The 18,114-nt window shown below is 68.9% G+C and carries 12 protein-coding genes; 2 read left to right on the forward strand and 10 right to left on the reverse strand.

Going from position 1 to position 18,114, the window contains the following annotated elements:
* Positions 1-37: 37 nt before the first annotated feature.
* Positions 38-4,024: a CDP-glycerol glycerophosphotransferase family protein gene (locus AB0J12_RS02325; RefSeq protein ID WP_363262234.1), complete on the reverse strand. Its 3,987-nt coding sequence runs from the start codon at positions 4,022-4,024 to the stop codon at positions 38-40.
* 367 nt (positions 4,025-4,391) lie between these two features.
* Here AB0J12_RS02325 and AB0J12_RS02330 point away from each other — a divergent pair, with 367 nt between their 5' ends.
* Positions 4,392-5,483: an LCP family protein gene (locus AB0J12_RS02330; RefSeq protein WP_363262236.1), complete on the forward strand. Its 1,092-nt coding sequence runs from the start codon at positions 4,392-4,394 to the stop codon at positions 5,481-5,483.
* Positions 5,484-5,533: 50 nt separating this feature from the next.
* Here AB0J12_RS02330 and AB0J12_RS02335 read toward each other — a convergent pair whose 3' ends face one another.
* A complete protein-coding gene (locus tag AB0J12_RS02335; protein WP_363262237.1) occupies positions 5,534-6,637 on the reverse strand; it encodes a hypothetical protein in 1,104 nt (367 codons plus the stop codon).
* Positions 6,638-6,814: 177 nt separating this feature from the next.
* On the opposite strand from AB0J12_RS02335, the gene AB0J12_RS02340 reads away from it, so the two are divergent.
* Positions 6,815-7,195 (forward strand): NTP pyrophosphohydrolase, encoded by a 381-nt coding sequence (locus tag AB0J12_RS02340; protein ID WP_363262238.1) that lies wholly within the window; start codon positions 6,815-6,817, stop codon positions 7,193-7,195.
* 171 nt (positions 7,196-7,366) lie between these two features.
* On the opposite strand, the gene AB0J12_RS02345 is transcribed toward AB0J12_RS02340, so the two are convergent.
* The 8 genes from AB0J12_RS02345 to AB0J12_RS02380 all read right to left on the reverse strand — a co-directional run bounded on the left by AB0J12_RS02345 (position 7,367) and on the right by AB0J12_RS02380 (position 18,106).
* Positions 7,367-8,896, reverse strand: coding sequence for an amino acid permease (locus AB0J12_RS02345; RefSeq protein WP_363262239.1), 1,530 nt, complete (start codon positions 8,894-8,896; stop codon positions 7,367-7,369).
* 143 nt (positions 8,897-9,039) lie between these two features.
* Positions 9,040-10,959 carry a 1-deoxy-D-xylulose-5-phosphate synthase gene (dxs, locus tag AB0J12_RS02350; protein ID WP_363262240.1) on the reverse strand — a complete coding sequence of 640 codons (1,920 nt, stop codon included), beginning with the start codon at positions 10,957-10,959 and terminating at the stop codon, positions 9,040-9,042.
* 223 nt (positions 10,960-11,182) lie between these two features.
* Positions 11,183-12,475, reverse strand: a complete 1,293-nt coding sequence (locus tag AB0J12_RS02355; RefSeq protein ID WP_363262241.1) for a sugar ABC transporter permease — start codon at positions 12,473-12,475, stop codon at positions 11,183-11,185.
* Positions 12,472-13,272, reverse strand: a complete 801-nt coding sequence (locus AB0J12_RS02360; RefSeq protein WP_363262242.1) for an ATP-binding cassette domain-containing protein — start codon at positions 13,270-13,272, stop codon at positions 12,472-12,474. Before AB0J12_RS02360 ends, AB0J12_RS02355 begins: the two co-directional genes overlap by 4 nt.
* Positions 13,273-13,479: 207 nt before the next feature.
* Positions 13,480-14,583: a substrate-binding domain-containing protein gene (locus tag AB0J12_RS02365; RefSeq protein WP_363262288.1), complete on the reverse strand. Its 1,104-nt coding sequence runs from the start codon at positions 14,581-14,583 to the stop codon at positions 13,480-13,482.
* A gap of 134 nt (positions 14,584-14,717) precedes the next feature.
* Positions 14,718-15,917: an ROK family transcriptional regulator gene (locus AB0J12_RS02370; protein WP_363262243.1), complete on the reverse strand. Its 1,200-nt coding sequence runs from the start codon at positions 15,915-15,917 to the stop codon at positions 14,718-14,720.
* Positions 15,918-16,256: 339 nt separating this feature from the next.
* Positions 16,257-17,180: a carbohydrate ABC transporter permease gene (locus AB0J12_RS02375; protein ID WP_363262244.1), complete on the reverse strand. Its 924-nt coding sequence runs from the start codon at positions 17,178-17,180 to the stop codon at positions 16,257-16,259.
* Entirely contained in the window at positions 17,180-18,106 is a 927-nt protein-coding gene (locus AB0J12_RS02380; RefSeq protein ID WP_363262245.1) for a sugar ABC transporter permease, read from the reverse strand. Before AB0J12_RS02380 ends, AB0J12_RS02375 begins: the two co-directional genes overlap by 1 nt.
* Between the last annotated feature and the right edge of the window lie 8 nt (positions 18,107-18,114).

Here is an 18,114-nt window from a genome sequence, read left to right on the forward strand (position 1 = left end):
CTGCGTGGCCACCAGCCCGTGGGACCGGTCGTGGACGTCACACGATCACGCCCTCGACGGCCCTGCCGTCGTACGACCGCGTCGGGGGGTGGTGCTCGCCGGGCTCCTCGAGACCGGTCAGCTCCTGGAATCCGGCCGGCATCGGCTGCCGGCGTGCCTGCTGCGGCGGTGCGGGTATGCGCACCGCCGCCTCGCCCCGGCTGGGCTGGCCCGGCAGCACGTCCATCAGCCGGTGGCGGCCCTCCCCGTGGCCTGGCTCTTCCCCGTGGCCGGGCGCGGGCGATCGCTGCGGAGAGAACCACTGCGGAGTGGTCCGGGCAAGCGGCGTCAGCGGACGACCGACGTGCCGGGTGTCGACGGTTCCGACAGCCGGAGCCTGGGCGCCCTCGGGGGCGAGGTCACCGCCGGCGACCAGCATCCGGTCGGCGAGCCGTGCCGAGGCGTAGCCGTCGTCCAGGTCGCAGAACTCGCGCTGGAACCAGGCGTAGCGCTCGGCGTAGGTCTGCTGGATACGGTCGACCTCACGGATGGCGGTCACCAGTTCCTGCGAGGTGTACACCAGGGGGCCGGGAGCGCTTTCCGCGAAGTCGAAGTAGAAGCCGCGCAGGGTGTCGCGGTAGTGATCCAGGTCGTAGGTGAAGAAGAGGATGGGTCGCCCGGTGTTGACGTAATCGAACATCAGCGACGAGTAGTCCGTGATCATCACGTCGGTGATCAGGGACAGATCGGCCATGTCCGGGTAGTCGGAGACGTCGAAGACGAATCCGTCACCGGCGCCCGGCACCGGGTCGACCACGTTGGGGTGCCGGCGCACCAGCAGCACGTGGTCGGCTCCCAGACGGGCGCGCGCGTCGTCCAGGTCGATACGGAAGTCGAGCTTGTACTTGCCGGGGGCGTAGAACTGGTCGTCGCGCCAGGTGGGCGCGTACATCACGACGCGCTTGCCCTCCGGCAGGCCGATGCGCCGCCGGATGGCCTCTTCCCGCTCGGCCGTTCCGGGCCGGCGCAGGATGTCGTTGCGGGGGTAACCGGACTCCACCATCTCACCCGGGAAGCCGAAGGCACGTCGCAGGATCGGCGTGGAGAAGCTGTTGGGCGAGACCAGCATGTCCCAGTTCTGCACCTCCTTCTCGACCCGTTCCAGGTAGCGCTGGTCCGCGAAGTGGATCGCCTCGATGTCGTGGCCGATCTTCTTCAGCGGCGTGCCGTGCCACGTCTGCACGACGATCTGGCCCTCCCGCTTCTGGAACCAGTCGGGCAGGTGGTTGTTGGCGACGACGTACCGGCTGGTGGCGAGGGCGTCGTACCACTCGGGGGACCACATGCGCACCGGCTTGGCCGTGGGCGGCACCTGGACCTGATCGTCGCGCACCACCCACAGGTGTTCGAGGTCGGCGCCGCGCCGTACCAGTTCCTCGTGCAGGGCCCGCGGGCTGTCGGAGTACTGGGTGCCCTTGAAGGCGTCGAAGAGCACGGCGGGGCGCACCTTGTGGCGGCGGGCCGCCGGGTACGCCTTGGTGCGCAGCGTCTTCTGCCGGTAGGGACCGCGGGCGTGGTCGGGCATGGCCGAGTGGACCAGCAGGGAGAGCCGGTCCCAGGCTTCCGCCTGGAGTTCGTAACGGCGGTCGTTGCGCCCGTACTCCTGGGGGAAGGCGGCGATGATGTCCTGGTCGAGCTTGACCATCAGATCGTCGAGGCGGTCCTCGCGTGCGACCGCCGAGAGGTCCTGGCGGCGCAGGAAGAAGTCCCAGCGGCCGGCGGCGAGCGGGATGTCCCCGGCGAGCGTCCGCATGGCCGCGGGGGCCAGCACGCCGTGGAACCGGTTGCCGTCCCAGGTGAGCGGCACGGCGCGTTCCGCGCCGTGCGCACGTGAGCGCACCACCAGGTGTGCGGCCCGGTACTGCTCCGGGGTGAGACAGTCGGCCGCCCGGTACCGTCCGTGGACCTCCAGCGAGCCGTCCTCCCGCCAGTTCACCTGTGTCGCCGTCGGCAGGGTCGCGCGCTCGAAGACCACCAGGTAGCCGGAGCCGTTGCGGTGGACCACGACCTCCCGGTCGCCCTGGCGGGTCTGGAGCGCCGCGGGCACCCGGTAGTACCCGTCCGGGGTGTCTTCCGCCACGACCGGATAGATGGCCGCCTTGCGGCCCTCGACATGGAAGGTGGTCTTCCAGCCGTTGCTGCCCATGTTCCAGGACTGCGGTATCTCCACCCAGTTCTGGGCCGCCGCCCGGAACTTGGGGACGAGCACGCGCACGGGGACCTTCGCCGTGAAGGTGCACCACCCCTCGCCGCCGGGCCTGAAGTGGACGCGGGCGTCATGACGTCCGGCGCCGATCATGCTGGTCACCCGGAGCTTGCCCCACTCAGGCACCTTGGGGCCGAGGTACACACCGCGCACCTCGAGGTGGTCGCCGACGAGGCGGTGACCGGTGATCCTGCAGCGCACGATCTCCACGCGCAGCTTGAGGGACCCCTGGAGGAAGACGGGGAGGATGCGGGTGTTCTTGTCGACGTACCGGTACGGCGGGTTGGCGGCGCTCCCGGCGCCCCCGCGGCCGATGCCCTTGTAGCGGAACAGCCCGCGGCTGAGGACGCCCGCCGCGACGTCCCAGGTGCCCTCCGCCCACTGCCCCTTCTTCTTCAGCCTGGTCGTGTCGATCCGGACCTCGAAGCCGGCCCAGTCGTAGCAGTAGCGGCTCTGGTTCGAGTGCTCCGTGGCCTGCGGCGCGTAGGTGGTCTTCGCCGGCATGACCACCATCCGTCCCTGCTTCTTGTTCCGCAGGGCGAGCGCCTTGACCGACATGTGCCGCTTGTGCACGTTGATGAACCGCACGTAGGCGGTTCCGGTGAGCGTCAGCAGGTCCGAGTCGGCGTTCCAGCGGGCCCCGGTCAAAGAGCCGTGCAGGGAGAGTTCCTTGTCCAGGCGGTAGGCCTTCTTGTCGAGGCCGACCTCCCGGTCGCCGAGGTAGGGGTAGTTGAGGTAGCGGCGGAAGCGCCGCTGGACGGGTATGGGTCCGCCGCGGCGCTCGAACTCGATGACGTCGATGAGCTCCGGCAGCCGGCCCTCACGCACCAGAAGCCACTTGACCCGGGCCTCGGCGGGCAGTTCGTCGATGATGCTGACGTCGGCCTCGTCGAGGAAGAGGTTGGACCACTGCATGAAGGCCCGCTGGTACTCCTCGTCGGCGTCGGGCAGCACCTTCAGATGCTGCATCAGGTCCGACTTCAGGCAGGCGAGGTCGTACTTGCGCTTGGCGTCCTGGTACTGGCGCGAACGGTGCTCGGCGAGGAAGCGGCTGACGGTCTGGACGGCGACGACGCGGTCATGGAGGTTGGACAGTTCGGTGTACCGCTGGGTGATGGAGGGGGCGGCGCCACCCTCCCGGCGGCGCCAGTAATAGATCACGTCGGTGATGACGTCGACCTTGGCCGCGCGGAAGTGCGCGTACATGTTGACCCAGGAGTCCTCGTACATGACTCCCTCGGGGAACTGGATGAAGTTCCGGTCCCAGAAGGGCCGCCGGAACATCTTGTTCCACACGGTGCGGTCGTAGATCAGTGCGTCGAACCTGGTGATGTGGGTACCGCGCCGGTTCTTCTGCATCGGACCCTTGTGCAGCGGTGACTGCCACTTCTTCTCGGAGTTCATCATCTGCACGTTGCCGGAGACGAAGTCCGCGTCGGACTCCTCCAGGGTTCGTATCAGAAGCTCATAGGCGTATTCGGGGATGACGTCGTCGCCGTCGATGAAGGCGAGGAACTCGCCCCTCGGATGCAGCGAGCGCAGACCGGTGTTGCGGGCGTGGCCGGGACCGTGCGCGTGCTGGCGGATGAGCTTGAAGCGGGGGTCGGCGGCGCAGTAGTCGGCCGCGATGCGGATCGATCCGTCGGTGGAGCCGTCGTCCACGAGGATCACCTCGAAGTCCCCGAAAGACTGGCGAGCGATCGACTCCAGGCACTCGGCGAGATACGCCTCGACGTTCTGGAAGGGAACGACAACACTCAGACGCGGCTGAACCGCCAACTTCAACTCCTGCCCAAATCCCGCCCACGGGGACGTCAACCGGTACCCATGCGGACGCCTGCCCCCGCACTGCGGCGCGCCCTCGCGGCCTCCCGGCCGGTACGGCAGAACCGCCGCTGCGACCTGGGCAAATCCCCCTGTACCAAGATTCACAGCTTCGCTACATCTTATGTCACACTTACGAGTGGTCAAGGACTATTAATGTGAGGTTCATTCGGATCTCGCTATACGGTCACCCACCCCCCAAGACGCGGCGACCCCTTGCCTATAGTTCTGTCACCGCTTGACAGATCAGTGGGCCGGCCTCCCCCACCCGGGCCCGAACCCTCCGCCGAGGCGGAGCCCGTGAGGAGAGGAACCCCAGGCGATGACGCACAGCTCCACCAGCGAGTCCCGGCGTGCCCGCCGGTCCCCGGCGAACGGCGGTCGGCGGCGGCAACAGGGCGGCAAGCGGCGCTGGGGCCGCATCGTGCTCTTGTCCCTCGTCGTCGTCCTGCTGGCCGCGGGCGGTACCGGCTACTGGCTCTACCGGGACCTCGACGGGAACATCAAGGGCGTCGACATCGACAAGGCGATCGGTGACGACCGGCCCGCCAAACTGCCCACCTCCGGACAGAACATCCTGATCCTGGGCTCCGACTCACGCGCCGGCGCGAACGCCTCTCTCGGTACGGGCAATGTGGCCGGGGCCCGTTCCGACACCGCGCTGGTGATGCACATACCGCAGGGCCGCACGCGAGCCGTCGCCGTGAGCATCCCGCGCGACACCCTCGTCACCCGGCCCGCGTGCACGAAGACGGACGGCACCGAGGTGGCCTCCGCGAAGCGTGTGATGTTCAACTCCATCTATTCGCTTGCGGGTCCGGCCTGCGTCGTCAAGACGGTGGAATCCCTCTCGGGGGTCCGCATGGACCACTACGTCGAGATCGACTTCGCCGGCTTCAAGGGCCTGGTGGACGCCATCGGCGGCGTGACCGTCACCGTCGACCAGGACATTCACGACTCCTCCAGCGGCCTGAACCTGACCGCGGGCACCCACCGGCTGGACGGGACGCAGTCGCTGCAGTTCGTCCGCACCCGGCACGGCATCGGCGACGGCAGCGACCTGGGGCGTATCGGTCTCCAGCAGCAGTTCATGCTGGCCCTGCTGTCCGAGATCAAGAAGCAGGACCTGCTCGGCAGCCCCACCAAGACGTACAAGATCGCGAACGAACTCACCGCGGCGCTCACCACCGACTCCGACCTGGCCTCGCTCACCAAGCTGGCGGAGTTCGGCCGCAGCATGAACGGCGTCGACCCGGCCGACATGGAGACGATCATGCTGCCGGTCGCGTACGACAAGGTCGACCCGAACCGGGTGGTGGCCGCTGAGCCGCAGGCGTCGCAGCTCTGGAAGGCGATCCGCACCGACGACGACATTCCCGAGAGCGCGAAGAAGTCGCCCGCGAAGGGCGGTTGAGTCCCCTCCCCCGGTGCGGGCTCAGCGCTCCCCGCTGCGGGCCCGGCGAATCACAGTCGGCGCCACCGGGTGAGGCTGAGCCCCGTCCCCTCCTCCTGGCGGGCCACCCTCGGTACACCATCGGTGCCGATCAGCGCCATCACCACGCGCCCGCGGCCGTCGCGGGCCAGGGCGGGCGCGCCCTCGCACGACTCTCCCAGCGCGTACCACCAGAACCCGCCGGCCTCGTTCTCCGTGGCGCCCATGCCGAACACGGCGGAGCCGTCCCGGTCCCGATAGGCGAGAACGACCCAGTCGTGACCATCCAGTCGGGTGCGCAGGGCGGCATAGGGCCGCTGGGCCCAGGACGCGCCGAGCGCGGTCGGCCAGTGACCGATCCGCCAGGCCGCGGCGGCGCCGTTGTCGGCGTCCGTCCAGAAGAACGTGGCGCGGTCCGGTCCGGTCTCCAAGGCGGTGACCGTGCCCGGCGCGGGGCGCAGCGAGAAGCCGCGTGGTCCCGTGAAGTCGCCGCCCGGCGCCGTCTGTCGCCAGACCAAAAGCCCCGTTTCGGCGGCGGCGCACACCTCCAGCCCGCCTCCGCTCAGGGCGATCGGCGCCGGCAGCGCGTCGATGCCGCTCCCCTGCAGGTCTTCCCAGGCCCGCCACTTGCCGTTCGGGGCTTCCCGACGCAGCATCAACCCGCCGAGCGCACCGCGCACGAAGACGTGCACGATGCCGTCCATGGCGACCGCTCCCAGCGGTGGGCCCAGTTCACGCCCCAGTTCCCGGTCCGCGTGCGGATTGCCGAGCGAACGCCAGTCGGTGACGGCGAGCCCGGTCTGGTACTGGATGGCATGCACGACGTCCACGGTCCGCGCGCCATCGGCGACGGCCCGCTCCCTCCGACCGAGCAGGTGCACATAGGCGTCCGCACCCTGTACCACCGTCAGATCGGTGAGCCCCGGCGCTGCGACGAAATGCGCGTCGCCCCAGTCGGGGCCGCCGACCGCGGTTTCGGTCCACCGCAGGAGTCCGCCGTCCGCGGGGGCGTACAGCGTGAGCCGGCCGTCCTTGCCGAGCGTGAGCCAGCTTCCATGGGCCGCGCCGGACGCGTTGCGCGTCCGCTCCTCGACCGAGCCGGCGGCGCCCGCGGGACCGGTCGGCTTTCTCCGCATGGCCTGGTGAACCTTCCTGAATCCCGCCGCATCCGGCACTGGGGAACCTGAGACGGGGACATCATATGCAGTTCGCTCAGACGTTCCCCCAGGGCTGCCGGCCATACGCCCCGCGAACCCGCCGCGCTCCGTGAGAGCCGGGTGAGCGGGCCGCGGGCGCCGTGCGAGGCTGACCCCATGGACGACAGCACCCCCCTGCTCGTGATCGTCGACGGCGCCAACGTCGTCGGGTCGGTGCCCGACGGCTGGTGGCGGGACCGGCGCGGGGCCGCCGAGCGGCTGCGGGACCGGCTGGCGGCACGAGGGCTTGCCGGATACGGCGGCGACGGCGGCGCCGTGGACATCGTCCTCGTCGTCGAGGGCGCCGCGCGCGGCGTGGCCTCCGTGCCCGGCGTCCATGTCGAGGACGCCCCCGGCAACGGCGACGACCACATGGTCGACCTGGTCGCCCGCGCCACGGGCCGCCGCTGCCTGGTCGTCACCGCCGACCGCGAACTGCGCCGCCGGGTCACGGAACTGGGCGCGGAGGTCACCGGGCCACGGGCGGTACGCGACTGAGCCGCCGGCGAGGCACGGGCGGCAGGCCACTGGCGAGGCGCGGGCGGCAGCCGTCGGCGAGGCACGGGCGCGGGCCGCACGGCCCCGGGGACGGGGCCGGGGCCGGGGCGAGGACGTCACGGTGCCCGCGGGGTCTGTCCATCCACCTCCCCCGCGTCTACGCGGCGGTGGTCACGGCCTGGTGCCGGTGCCGGTGCCGGGTCCGGACGCCTGGCCCGCCGCGGCCCGTTGGGCCTGGCCCAGGCGGCTGTGGTTGCGGCTGTACAGGAAGTAGACGACGAAGCCGATCGCCATCCAGATGCCGAAGCGGACCCATGTCTCGGCCGGCAGGTTGAGCATCAGCCACAGCGAGGCGCACACCGACAGGATCGGGATCACGGGCACCCACGGGGTGCGGAAGGCGCGGTGCAGCTCGGGCCGGGAGCGCCGCAGGAGGATCACACCGATCGCGACTACCACGAACGCGAACAGCGTGCCGATGTTGACCAGCTCGGCCAGTTCGCTCAGCGGGGTGAAGCCGGCGAGGATCGCGATGAGCACGCCGAGCAGGATGGTCGGCCGGTGCGGGGTCTTGAAGCGCGGGTGGACGTGCGAGAAGAAGCGCGGCAGCAGTCCGTCGCGGCTCATCGCGAAGAAGACCCGGGTCTGCCCGAGCAGCAGGATCATGCAGACCGTGGTCAGGCCGACGGCGGCGCCGAAACTGATCAGGCCCGCGAACCACGGGTGCCCGGTGGCCTTGAAGGCGTCGGCGAGCGGCGCGGTGATGGACAGCTTGGTGTAGTGCTCCATACCGGTGACGACGATCGCCACGGCGACGTAGAGCGCCGTGCAGATGAACAGCGAGCCGAGGATGCCGCGCGGCATGTCGCGCTGCGGGTTCCTGGTCTCCTCGGCGGCCGTGGCGACGACGTCGAAGCCGATGAAGGCGAAGAAGACGACGGAGGCCGCGGTGAAGATGCCCATCACGCCGAAGTTGGACGGCGCCCAGCCGAAGATCAGCTGGATCAGCGGCGATTTCAGGTCGCCGCCCGCCTCCACCGGCTTCTGCGGGGGGATGAAGGGGTGGTAGTTGTCGCCCTTGACCAGGAAGGCGCCTGCGATGATGACGATGAGGACGACCGTCACCTTGATCGCGACGACGACCGAGGTCACGCGCGCGGAGAGCTTGGTGCCGACCACGAGGATGCCGGTGAGGACGAGGACGAGCGCTGCCGCGAGGATGTCGAAGCCGAAGCCGTGGGCCCCGTCCCGCGTGCCCAGCGCCGCGGGCAGATGCCACCCCGCGTTGTCCAGCAGCGAGGCGACGTAGCCGGACCAGCCGACGGCGACCACCGCCGTGCCGAGGGCGAACTCCAGGACGAGGTCCCAGCCGATGATCCAGGCGGGGAATTCGCCCAGGGAGGCGTACGAGAAGGTGTACGCCGATCCGGCGACCGGGACCGTGGAGGCGAACTCGGCGTAGCACAGCGCGGCCAGGGCGCAGACGACGCCGGCCACGACGAAGGCGAGCGCCGTGGCCGGACCCGCGTTGTTCTTGGCGACCGTTCCGGTGAGCACGAAGATGCCGGTGCCGATGATCACACCGACGCCGAAGACGGTCAGGTCCAGCGCGGACAGGGATTTCTTGAGCGCGTGCTCGGGTTCCTCGGTGTCGGCGATCGACTGCTCGACCTTCTTCGTCCTGAAGAGGGTGCTGCTCACGGTGACCTCCCACGCTGTGTCGTCCTCGACAGGGTCGAGAGGGGGTGTGGTGCGTATGCCCCACCGTGGGCCTCATCACGCGAACGGGCCGGTCGCACCACTCTTCACAGTGGCGCAACCGGCCCATTCCGGCATGTCGGGGATCAGTCGCGGGCCGGCTCGATCTCCGCGGCGCTCCGCTCGAAGCGGCCGTCGAGCTTCGAGACCAGGCCCGTGACCTGGCGTGCGATGTCCGGCGCGGTCAGCCCGATCTCGGCGAGGACCTCGGCGCGGGAGGCGTGGTCGAGGAAGCGCGGCGGGATGCCGAAGTCGCGCAGCGGCACGTCCACGCCCGCGTCGCGCAGAGCCTGCGCGATCGCGGAGCCGACGCCGCCGGCGCGGCTGTTGTCCTCGACGGTGACGACGACCCGGTGCCGCTCGGCGAGCGGGGCCATCGCCTCGTCGACCGGCTTGACCCAGCGCGGGTCGACGACGGTGGTGGAGATGCCCTGCTTGTCCAGCAGGTCGGCGACCTCCAGGCACATCGGGGCCAGCGCGCCCACGGACACCAGCAGCACGTCCGGGCGTTCGGTGCCCGGCTCGCGCAGCACGTCCATGCCGCCGACCCGGCCCACGGCCGGTACGGCGGGGCCGACGGCGCCCTTGGAGAAGCGCACCACGGTCGGCGCGTCCTTGACCTCGACGGCTTCCCGCAGCTGGGCGCGGACCTGGTCGGCGTCGCGCGGCGCGGCCAGCCGCAGGCCGGGCACGACCTGGAGGATCGACATGTCCCACATGCCGTTGTGCGAGGCTCCGTCGGTGCCGGTGACACCGGCCCGGTCCAGCACGAACGTCACCCCGCACTGGTGCAGGGCCACGTCCATCAGCACCTGGTCGAAGGCGCGGTTGAGGAAGGTGGCGTACACCGCGAAGACCGGGTGCAGCCCGCCGTGGGCGAGGCCGGCCGCGGAGACGGCACCGTGCTGCTCGGCGATGCCGACGTCGTAGACCCGCTCCGGGAACGCCTTGGCGAACCGGTCCAGGCCGACCGGCTGGAGCATCGCGGCCGTGATGGCGACGATGTCCTTGCGCTCCTTGCCGAGCTTGACCATCTCGTCGCCGAAGACGGATGTCCAGTCGGCGCCGGAGGTGGCGATCGGCAGGCCCGTGTCGGGGTGGATCTTGCCGACGGCGTGGAAGCGGTCGGCCTCGTCCTGCAGGGCGGGCTGGTAGCCGCGGCCCTTCTCGGTGAGGCAGTGCACGATCACCGGGCCGCCGAACCGCTTGGCGCGGGCCAGCGCGGACTCCAGCGCCTCGATGTCGTGGCCGTCGATCGGGCCGACGTACTTCAGGCCGAGGTCCTCGAACATGCCCTGCGGGGTGATGAAGTCCTTCAGCCCCTTCTTCGCGCCGTGCAGCGTGTCGTAGAGGGGGCGGCCGACGACCGGAGTGCGTTCCAGGAGGTCCTTGGTGCGGGCCAGGAAGCGCTCGTAGCCGTCGGTGGTGCGCAGGGTCGCGAGGTGGTTCGCGAGGCCGCCGATGGTCGGCGCGTAGGAGCGCTCGTTGTCGTTGACGACGATGACGAGCGGGCGGTCCTTGGCGTCGGCGATGTTGTTCAGCGCCTCCCAGGCCATGCCGCCGGTCAGCGCGCCGTCACCGATGACGGCGGCGACGTGGCTGTCCCGCTTGAGCAGCTGGTTGGCCTTGGCGATGCCGTCGGCCCAGCCGAGCACCGTGGAGGCGTGGCTGTTCTCGATGACGTCGTGCTCGGACTCGGCCTGCGACGGGTAGCCCGACAGGCCGCCCTTCATCTTCAGCTTGGAGAAATCCTGGCGGCCGGTGAGCAGCTTGTGCACGTAGGACTGGTGGCCGGTGTCCCACAGCACCTTGTCCTTCGGCGATTCGAAGACGCGGTGCAGGGCGATGGTCAGCTCCACCACGCCGAGGTTCGGACCGAGGTGGCCGCCGGTCTTGGAGACCGCCTCGACGAGGAAGGTCCGGATCTCCCCGGCCAGCTGGTCCAGCTCCTCCAGGCTGAGCCGGTCCAGATCGCGCGGTCCCCTGATGCGGGTCAGCAGCGGCACCCGTGCCTCCTTGCAGTAGAGCTGATCGAGCAATTGCCGGGCTTGTCGAGTCTAATGTTCCGCCCACGGAAACGATGTCCGGCCCCATGACACGACAGTCGCCCGGCACCTTTCAGGTGCCGGGCGACTGGACCTACTCAAGGGCGCGGGGAACTGCGCGACCGGCCACGGACTACCCGCACCCGGCGCTCATCCGCACCCCTGCGGCGCTGAACGCGAAGCGCTACGCACGCCCCGCGGTCTTCTGCGTCTTACGGGTGATGGAGTCGATGACGACCGTGGTCAGCAGCACCGCCGCCGTGATCATGTACTTCACCGGCTCCGCGATGGACTCCAGCTGCAGCCCGTACTGGATGGACACGATCACCAGCACACCGAGCAGCGCGTTCCACGTGCGCCCACGCCCGCCGAACAGCGACGTACCACCGATGACCGCCGCGGCGATCGCGTTCATCAGCAGGTCACCGGTACCGGCGCTCTGGTTGGCGGAGGCGATCTTCGACGCCAGGAACAGGCCGCCGATCGCCGCGAACCCACCGGAGATCGCGAACACGGACATCCGTACGGCGGTGACGTTGATGCCCGCACGCCGGGAGGCCTCCACGCTGCCGCCGAGCGCGAACACCTTGCGGCCGTAGGTGGTACGGCGCAGCAGGAAGTCCGTGCCGATCAGGAACACGAGGAAGATCACCGTGGCCAGCGGCAGGCCCTTGTACTGGTTGTACATGTAGGCCGCGGCGAAGGAGATCACCGCGAGCAGGACCGTGCGCAGCACGGTGTCGCTCATCGGCCGCGACGGGATGCCGACGGCCTCGCGGCGCCGGTTGCCGAGGAAGGAGGTGAGGAAGAACACGACCACTACCACGGCGGCCAGCGCGTACGCGGCGGCCATGTCGGTGAAGAAGTACGTGGTCAGTTTGCCGATCAGGCCCTCGCTGTCGAGGTTGATCGTGCCGTTCTCACCGAGGATCTTCAGCATGAAGCCGAGCCAGAACAGCAGGCCGGCCAGGGTGACGGCGAACGCGGGTGCGCCGAGGACGGCGAAGAAGAAGCCGTGCAGGGCGCCGATCGCGCAGCCGGCGACGACCGCGAGGACCACGGCCGCCCACTCGGGCCAGCCCTGGTTGACCGCCAGGACGGCGGCGATGGCGCTGGCCGCGCCGCTGACCGAGCCGACCGCCAGGTCGATCTCGCCCAGCAGCAGCACGAACACGATGCCGACCGAGATCATGCCCGTGCCGACCATCGTGACGGTGATGTCACTGAGGTTCTGCGCGGACAGGAACTCGGAGTTCAGGCTCTGGAAGACGACGCAGATGATGATCAGGCCGAGGATGACGGGCATGGAGCCCAGCTCGCCCGCCTTCAGCTTGCGCTTGAACTCACCCAGGTAGCCCGCGAGACCCTGCTCACGGACGAGGAGGCGGGGGTCGACGGCGACGTCGGCGCCTGCGGCTGCCTCGGGGTTCACGACCTGCTCGTCCTGCGCGGTCGTGGAGGTCTTGTCGATGCTCACTTGGAAACCTCCCCGGTCGTGCTGGTCGTGCGGGCCGCACGGCGGGTCACTGCGTTGTCGGTGGCGCCGGTGATGGCGGAGATGATCTCTTCCTGCGAGGTCGTCTTGACCTCGAAGACACCGTTGTTACGGCCGAGACGCAGGACCGCGACCTTGTCGGCGACGGCCTTGACGTCGGCCATGTTGTGGCTGATGAGGATGACGGCGTGCCCGCGCTCCCGCAGCCGCTCCACCAGGTCGAGCACCTGTGCGGTCTGCTCGACGCCGAGGGCGGCGGTGGGCTCGTCGAGGATGACCAGCTTGGGCTCGCCGAGCATGGAACGCGCGATGGCCACGGTCTGGCGCTGTCCGCCGGAGAGCGAGGCGATCGGGATCCGGACGCTGGGTATGCGGATCGAGAGGGTGCGCAGCAGCTCCTGGGAGCGCCGCTCCATCTCGACCTCGTCGAGGATGCCCCACTTCCTCAGCTCACGGCCGAGGAAGAGGTTGCCGACGACATCGATGTTGTCGCACAGCGCGAGGTCCTGGTAGACCGTCGCGATGCCCAGGGACTGGGCATCGTGCGGCCTGCTGATCGAGACCGCCCTGCCCTCCCATTCGATGACGCCCTCATCGATCGGGTGCACGCCGGCGATCGTCTTGACCAGCGTGGACTTTCCGGCGCCGTTGTCGCCCACCAGGGCGACCACTTCACCGGCGTGGACCTCAAGCTCTACGTCGGTGAGCGCCTGAACGGCACCGAACCGCTTGGAGACCCCGCGCAACGCCAGCACGGGCGTAGCGGACACGTGAACCATCTCCTTCGCCGCCTGACCCGGCGGGAGGGTTGTGCAGAAGAGTTTTTTGGGGGGGGTGTTCCGTCCGGCGCCCCGCCACTGAGCTTGCGGGGCTGTCCGATGCGCGGGGCGCCGGAGGAGCGGGGAAGCAGCGGGTGCTGCTTGTGGGGGCCGGTCCGGGTACGCCGGGACCGCTCGGGGCGGCCGGCGGACACGGACGGCCGCGGCTTACTTCAGACCGATCTTGTCGCAGGCCGCCTTGTACTTGGCGGTGCAGATCTCGTCGATGGTGTAGATGCCGTCCTTGACGACAGTGTCCTTGATGTTGGCCTGGGTCAGCGAGGTGACCGGGACCAGGACGGACGGGATGTCCTTTTCGCTGCCGCTGTTGACCTTGTTCTTGGCCACGGAGTCCAGGGACTGGCCCTTGGCGAGCGCGACGGCCATCTCGGCGGCGGCGGCGGCCTCCGGCGCGTACGGCTTGTAGACGCTCATGTACTGGTCGCCGGTGACGATGCGCTGCACGCCCGCCAGCTCGGCGTCCTGGCCGGTGACCGGGACCTTCACACCCGCGGCCTTGAGGGCGGTGATGATACCGCCGGCCATGCCGTCGTTGGCGGAGTAGACGCCCGCGATGTTGTCCTTGCCGACCGCGGAGATCGCCGCCTCCATCTCGGAGTTGGCGTTGTCCGGCGACCACTCCTTGGTGTCGTACTCCTTGGCGATGGTCACCTTGGGGTCGAGGGCGGAGTGCGCGCCCTTCTTGAACTGGGCGGCGTTCGGGTCGGTGACCGAGCCGTTGATCATGACGACCTTGGACGCCTTGGTCGCCTTGTCGCCCAGCGCCTTGATGAGGGCGCTGCCCTGGGTCTTGCCGACCTCCTCGTTGTCGAACGAGGTGTAGCCGCTGATCGGGCCCTCGGCGAGGCGGTCGTAGGCGACGACCTTGATGCCGGCGTCGGTGGCCTTCTTGACGGAGTTCTGGACGGCCTTGGCGTCGACCGCGTCCAGGATCAGCACGTCCACCTTGTTGGTGATCATGGTGTCGACCTGCTGGGCCTGGAGGTTGGCGTCCTGGCGGGCGTTGTTGTACTGGATGGTCGCCTTGCCGCCCGTCAGCTCCTTGATCTTCTTCTCGATCAGGGGCCGGTCGAACTTCTCGTAACGAGCGGTCTTGTTCTCCGGCAGGAGCAGACCGATCTTGATGTTGTCGCCCTTGGCGGCGGAACCGGACGACTCGGTCTTGCTGCCGCCGGACTCCTTCGCGCTGCCGCAGGCGGCGAGCGAAACGGCCATCGCACCAGCGGCAACGGCTACGGCGGCACGACGCATACGCGTGTTCACTTCGAAAAACCTCCCTGACGAGGCCGCGTCGTTGCGGCCGAGGTGGCTGGAAGTCAACTCGGCCACACGTACGACGTCAAGAAGTAAATCCTTAACGAGATGGCAACGGTGCCATCCGTTCTCTAAGTGAAGGCAGGCACGGCCGCAGTCGGCGCGCCGTCCAAAAGTGTCGAATCACCCATCTCGCTGAGTGCGAGCGCGAGCGCTCCGAGCACCTCCGCACGGCCCCCAAGTGCCCCCGGGAGAACGGACAGTTGGCGCGCCGCGCTGGGGATGGCGTAGCGGCCGACGGACTCCCTGATCGGCCCGAGCACAAGCTCACCGGCCTCGGCGAGATCACCGCCCAGGACCACCCGGCTCGGGTTCAGCAAGTTGCAGAGATTGGCCACTCCACTGCCGATATGGCGGCCGACGTCGGCGATCACCCGACGACAGCCCGGATCCCCGTCCTTGGCCAGCCGTACGACGCCTTCCATGGTCAGGTCGGTGCCGTGACTGGACTGGAGCAGCGGCAGCACATAGCGCGCGGCCGTGAAGGTCTCCAGGCAGCCACGGTTCCCGCAGCGGCAGACCGGTCCGGATTCATCAAGAGTAATATGTCCTATTTCTCCCGCGGTGCCACCCGGACCGCGGTAGATCTTGCCGTCGATCACCAGACCGGCGCCGACACCGCTGGCGACCTTGATGTACGCCAGGTCGCGCACGCCCCGGCCGCTGCCCCAGACCAGCTCGCCGAGGGCGCCGAGGTTGGCGTCGTTGTCCACGTACACGGGCACGCCCAGGCGCTCTTTGAGCTCCTCGGCGGGCTTGGTGCCGGTCCAGCCGGGGAGGATCGCGGTGGACCCCAGGGTGCCGGACTCGACGTCGATCGGACCCGGTACGCCAAGGCCCACGCCGGCGACTTTGGACCGGTCGACCCCCGTTGCTGCGATCAGGCGATTCACGAGCTCCTCGGCCCGGTCCAGGCCCTGCGCGGCGGAGGCGTCGACGTCCAGCGGCTCGGACTCCTCGGCGAGCACCTGGTGGGCGAGGTTGCCCACGGCGACGCGCAGGTGGGTGTGCCCGAAGTCGACGCCGACAACGATGCCCGCGTCTCCGCTGAGGCTCACGCTGCGGGCCCTGCGGCCGCCCGCCGAGGTGGGCGTGACGTCGACCGTCCCGCCGTCCTTGAGTTCCCGGACGATGTTGGAGACCGTAGCCGCGGACAGGCCCGTGGTCCTCGCGATCTCCGCCTGGGTGAGCGATCCCGCCAGCCGAACGGCGCGTACGACCCGCTCCAGGTTGGCTCGGTGCAGCGACGACTGCGACCCTGGAGTCTCCACGACGACCTCCTGCGCACGGGACCGCTTCGATGAGGCCCCGCTCTATGTCCAACTAGTGAACTCTAAGCTGAGCCGTTCGGGGTGACTCCCGTCAAGAGGTTGAACACTTTCCACCTCTGTGCACGAGCTCTCACCGTCAGTCTCCGACGGCGGTACCGGATGCGTCCACACGGTCGCACAGGGCTACGAACGCACCGGGGGCGGGGGCTTACTCCGGAGCCTGCCGTATCCAGGACCGGAGTACCCCGGAACGGGACCGGAGCACCCCCGCACACGCGTACGCCGCTCCCTCGGGAGCGGCGTACGCGTCCTTCGGTGCGGCCGGACCGGCCGCCGGGGCTACTTCAGCGCCCCAGCCGTCAGGCCCTGGACCAGCTGTCGCTGGAAGATGATGTACGCCGCCAGGACCGGGAGCATCGCCATCACCAGGCCCGCGAAGAGGCCCGACCAGTCCCCCTTGTAGCCCTGGCTGACGGCCAGCTGGACCAGTCCCTGGGTGAGGACCCGCTTGTCGGGGTCGGTGTTGAGGACCGTCGGGAGCATGTACTGGTTCCACTGGCCCAGGAAGTTGAAGATGCCCACGCTGATCAGGCCCGGCTTGGCCATCGGGAGCATGATCTGGAAGAACGTCCGGCTGTGCGAGGCGCCGTCCACGAACGCCGCCTCCGCCACCGACGACGGCAGCGAGCGGAAGAACGCGGTCAGGAAGAACACCGTGAAGGGCAGCGAGTACGCGATGTACACCAGGATCAGCCCGTGGATCGTGTTCAGCAGTCCCATGTTGTTCACGACGTAGAACAGCGGGACCAGCGCCAGCATGATCGGGAAGCTCATGCCGCCGACGAAGAGGTAGTAGATGAAGCGGTTGCCCGGGAAGTCGAACCGGGCCAGGACGTACGCCGCCATCGAGCCCAGCACCAGCGTGCCGACGAGCGAGCCGCCGACCACCAGGACGGTGTTGAGGAAGTACTCGCTCATATGGGCGTCGGTCCAGGCCCGCGCCCAGTTGCCGAAGTGCAGCGTGTCCGGCAGCGACCAGGGCGAGCCGAAGATGGAGCTGTCGTCCTTGAAGGACGTCATCACCGCCCACAGCAGCGGCATGACCACCATGATCGCCCAGAGGATCAGCATGCCGTGCGAGAAGACGTTGAGGACACTGCCCTCCTTCTTCACCGCACGCGGCTTCCTCGCCGGTACGTCCACCTTGGCGATCGGCAGGCCCGGCTCGGCCGGGATCGGGGCGGGGGTCTCGGTCGTCTTCATCAGAACTCCAGCCGCTCGCGCCGGCCCAGCAGCATGACGACGGCCGCGAAGGCCAGCGTGACGACGAGCAGGGCGACGCCGATCGTGGTGGCGTAGGCGGCCTGCCCATCACGGAACGCCTTCTGGTACACGTACAGGACCATGACGGTGGTCGAGTAGTCGGGGCCGCCGGGTCCGGTCGTCATGATCTGCACGACCGCGAACGACTCGGCGCCGAGCGCCAGGATGCCCATGTACACCCAGCCGGACTGCACGGTGTCCCACAGCAGCGGCAGCGTGATCCGGAAGAACGTGGTGAAGCGGTTCGCCCCGTCCAGCAGCGCGGCCTCGTACAGGTCCGCCGGGATCGACGCCATGCCCGCCGAGAACAGCACCACGAAGAAACCGACCGTCGACCAGACCAGAACGGCCATCACACACCACAGCGCCAGGCTCGGATCACCCAGCCACAGCGGCTGCAGGCTGTCCAGCCCGATTCCGCGCAGGACCGAGTTGATGGCACCGCTCTCCGGGTTGTACGCGAAGGCGAACAGCAGGGCGACGATCGCGATGGAGAGCACCTGCGGGAAGAAGTACACGATTTTGTAGAACGACGACCCCCGCACGCCGGAAATGACCGGCCCGCCCTTTTTCCGCCGCCCGCCCACATTGATCATGAAGGAGAAGAACAGCGCCAGACTGAGTGTCACCAGCGGAAGCACCAGGGCGAACACCAGGCTGTGCTGCAACGACTTCCAGAAGATGTCGTCGTCGAGCATCCTCTTGTAGTTGTCGAAGCCGACCATCTTGAATTCGGGGCTCAGACCCGTCCAGTCCGTGAACGAGTAGTAGATGGACTGGATGAAGGGCCAGACCACGAACAGGGCGTACAGCCCCAGGGGCACCGCCAGGAACCCCACGATGAACCGGTATTTACCGTGCTGCATTACTACCG

The organism is Streptomyces sp. NPDC049915 (assembly GCF_040656475.1).
Lineage (GTDB): Bacteria > Actinomycetota > Actinomycetes > Streptomycetales > Streptomycetaceae > Streptomyces.

Bases quoted from the DNA above. Each gene is read 5' to 3' on its own strand.
- AB0J12_RS02380 (WP_363262245.1), bottom strand. From the start codon at position 18,106: ATGCAGCACGGTAAATACCGGTTCATCGTGGGGTTCCTGGCGGTGCCC.
- AB0J12_RS02365 (WP_363262288.1), bottom strand. From the start codon at position 14,583: ATGCGTCGTGCCGCCGTAGCCGTTGCCGCTGGTGCGATGGCCGTTTCG.
- AB0J12_RS02330 (WP_363262236.1), top strand. From the start codon at position 4,392: ATGACGCACAGCTCCACCAGCGAGTCCCGGCGTGCCCGCCGGTCCCCG.
- AB0J12_RS02335 (WP_363262237.1), bottom strand. From the start codon at position 6,637: ATGCGGAGAAAGCCGACCGGTCCCGCGGGCGCCGCCGGCTCGGTCGAG.
- AB0J12_RS02375 (WP_363262244.1), bottom strand. From the start codon at position 17,180: ATGAAGACGACCGAGACCCCCGCCCCGATCCCGGCCGAGCCGGGCCTG.
- AB0J12_RS02340 (WP_363262238.1), top strand. From the start codon at position 6,815: ATGGACGACAGCACCCCCCTGCTCGTGATCGTCGACGGCGCCAACGTC.
- AB0J12_RS02360 (WP_363262242.1), bottom strand. From the start codon at position 13,272: ATGGTTCACGTGTCCGCTACGCCCGTGCTGGCGTTGCGCGGGGTCTCC.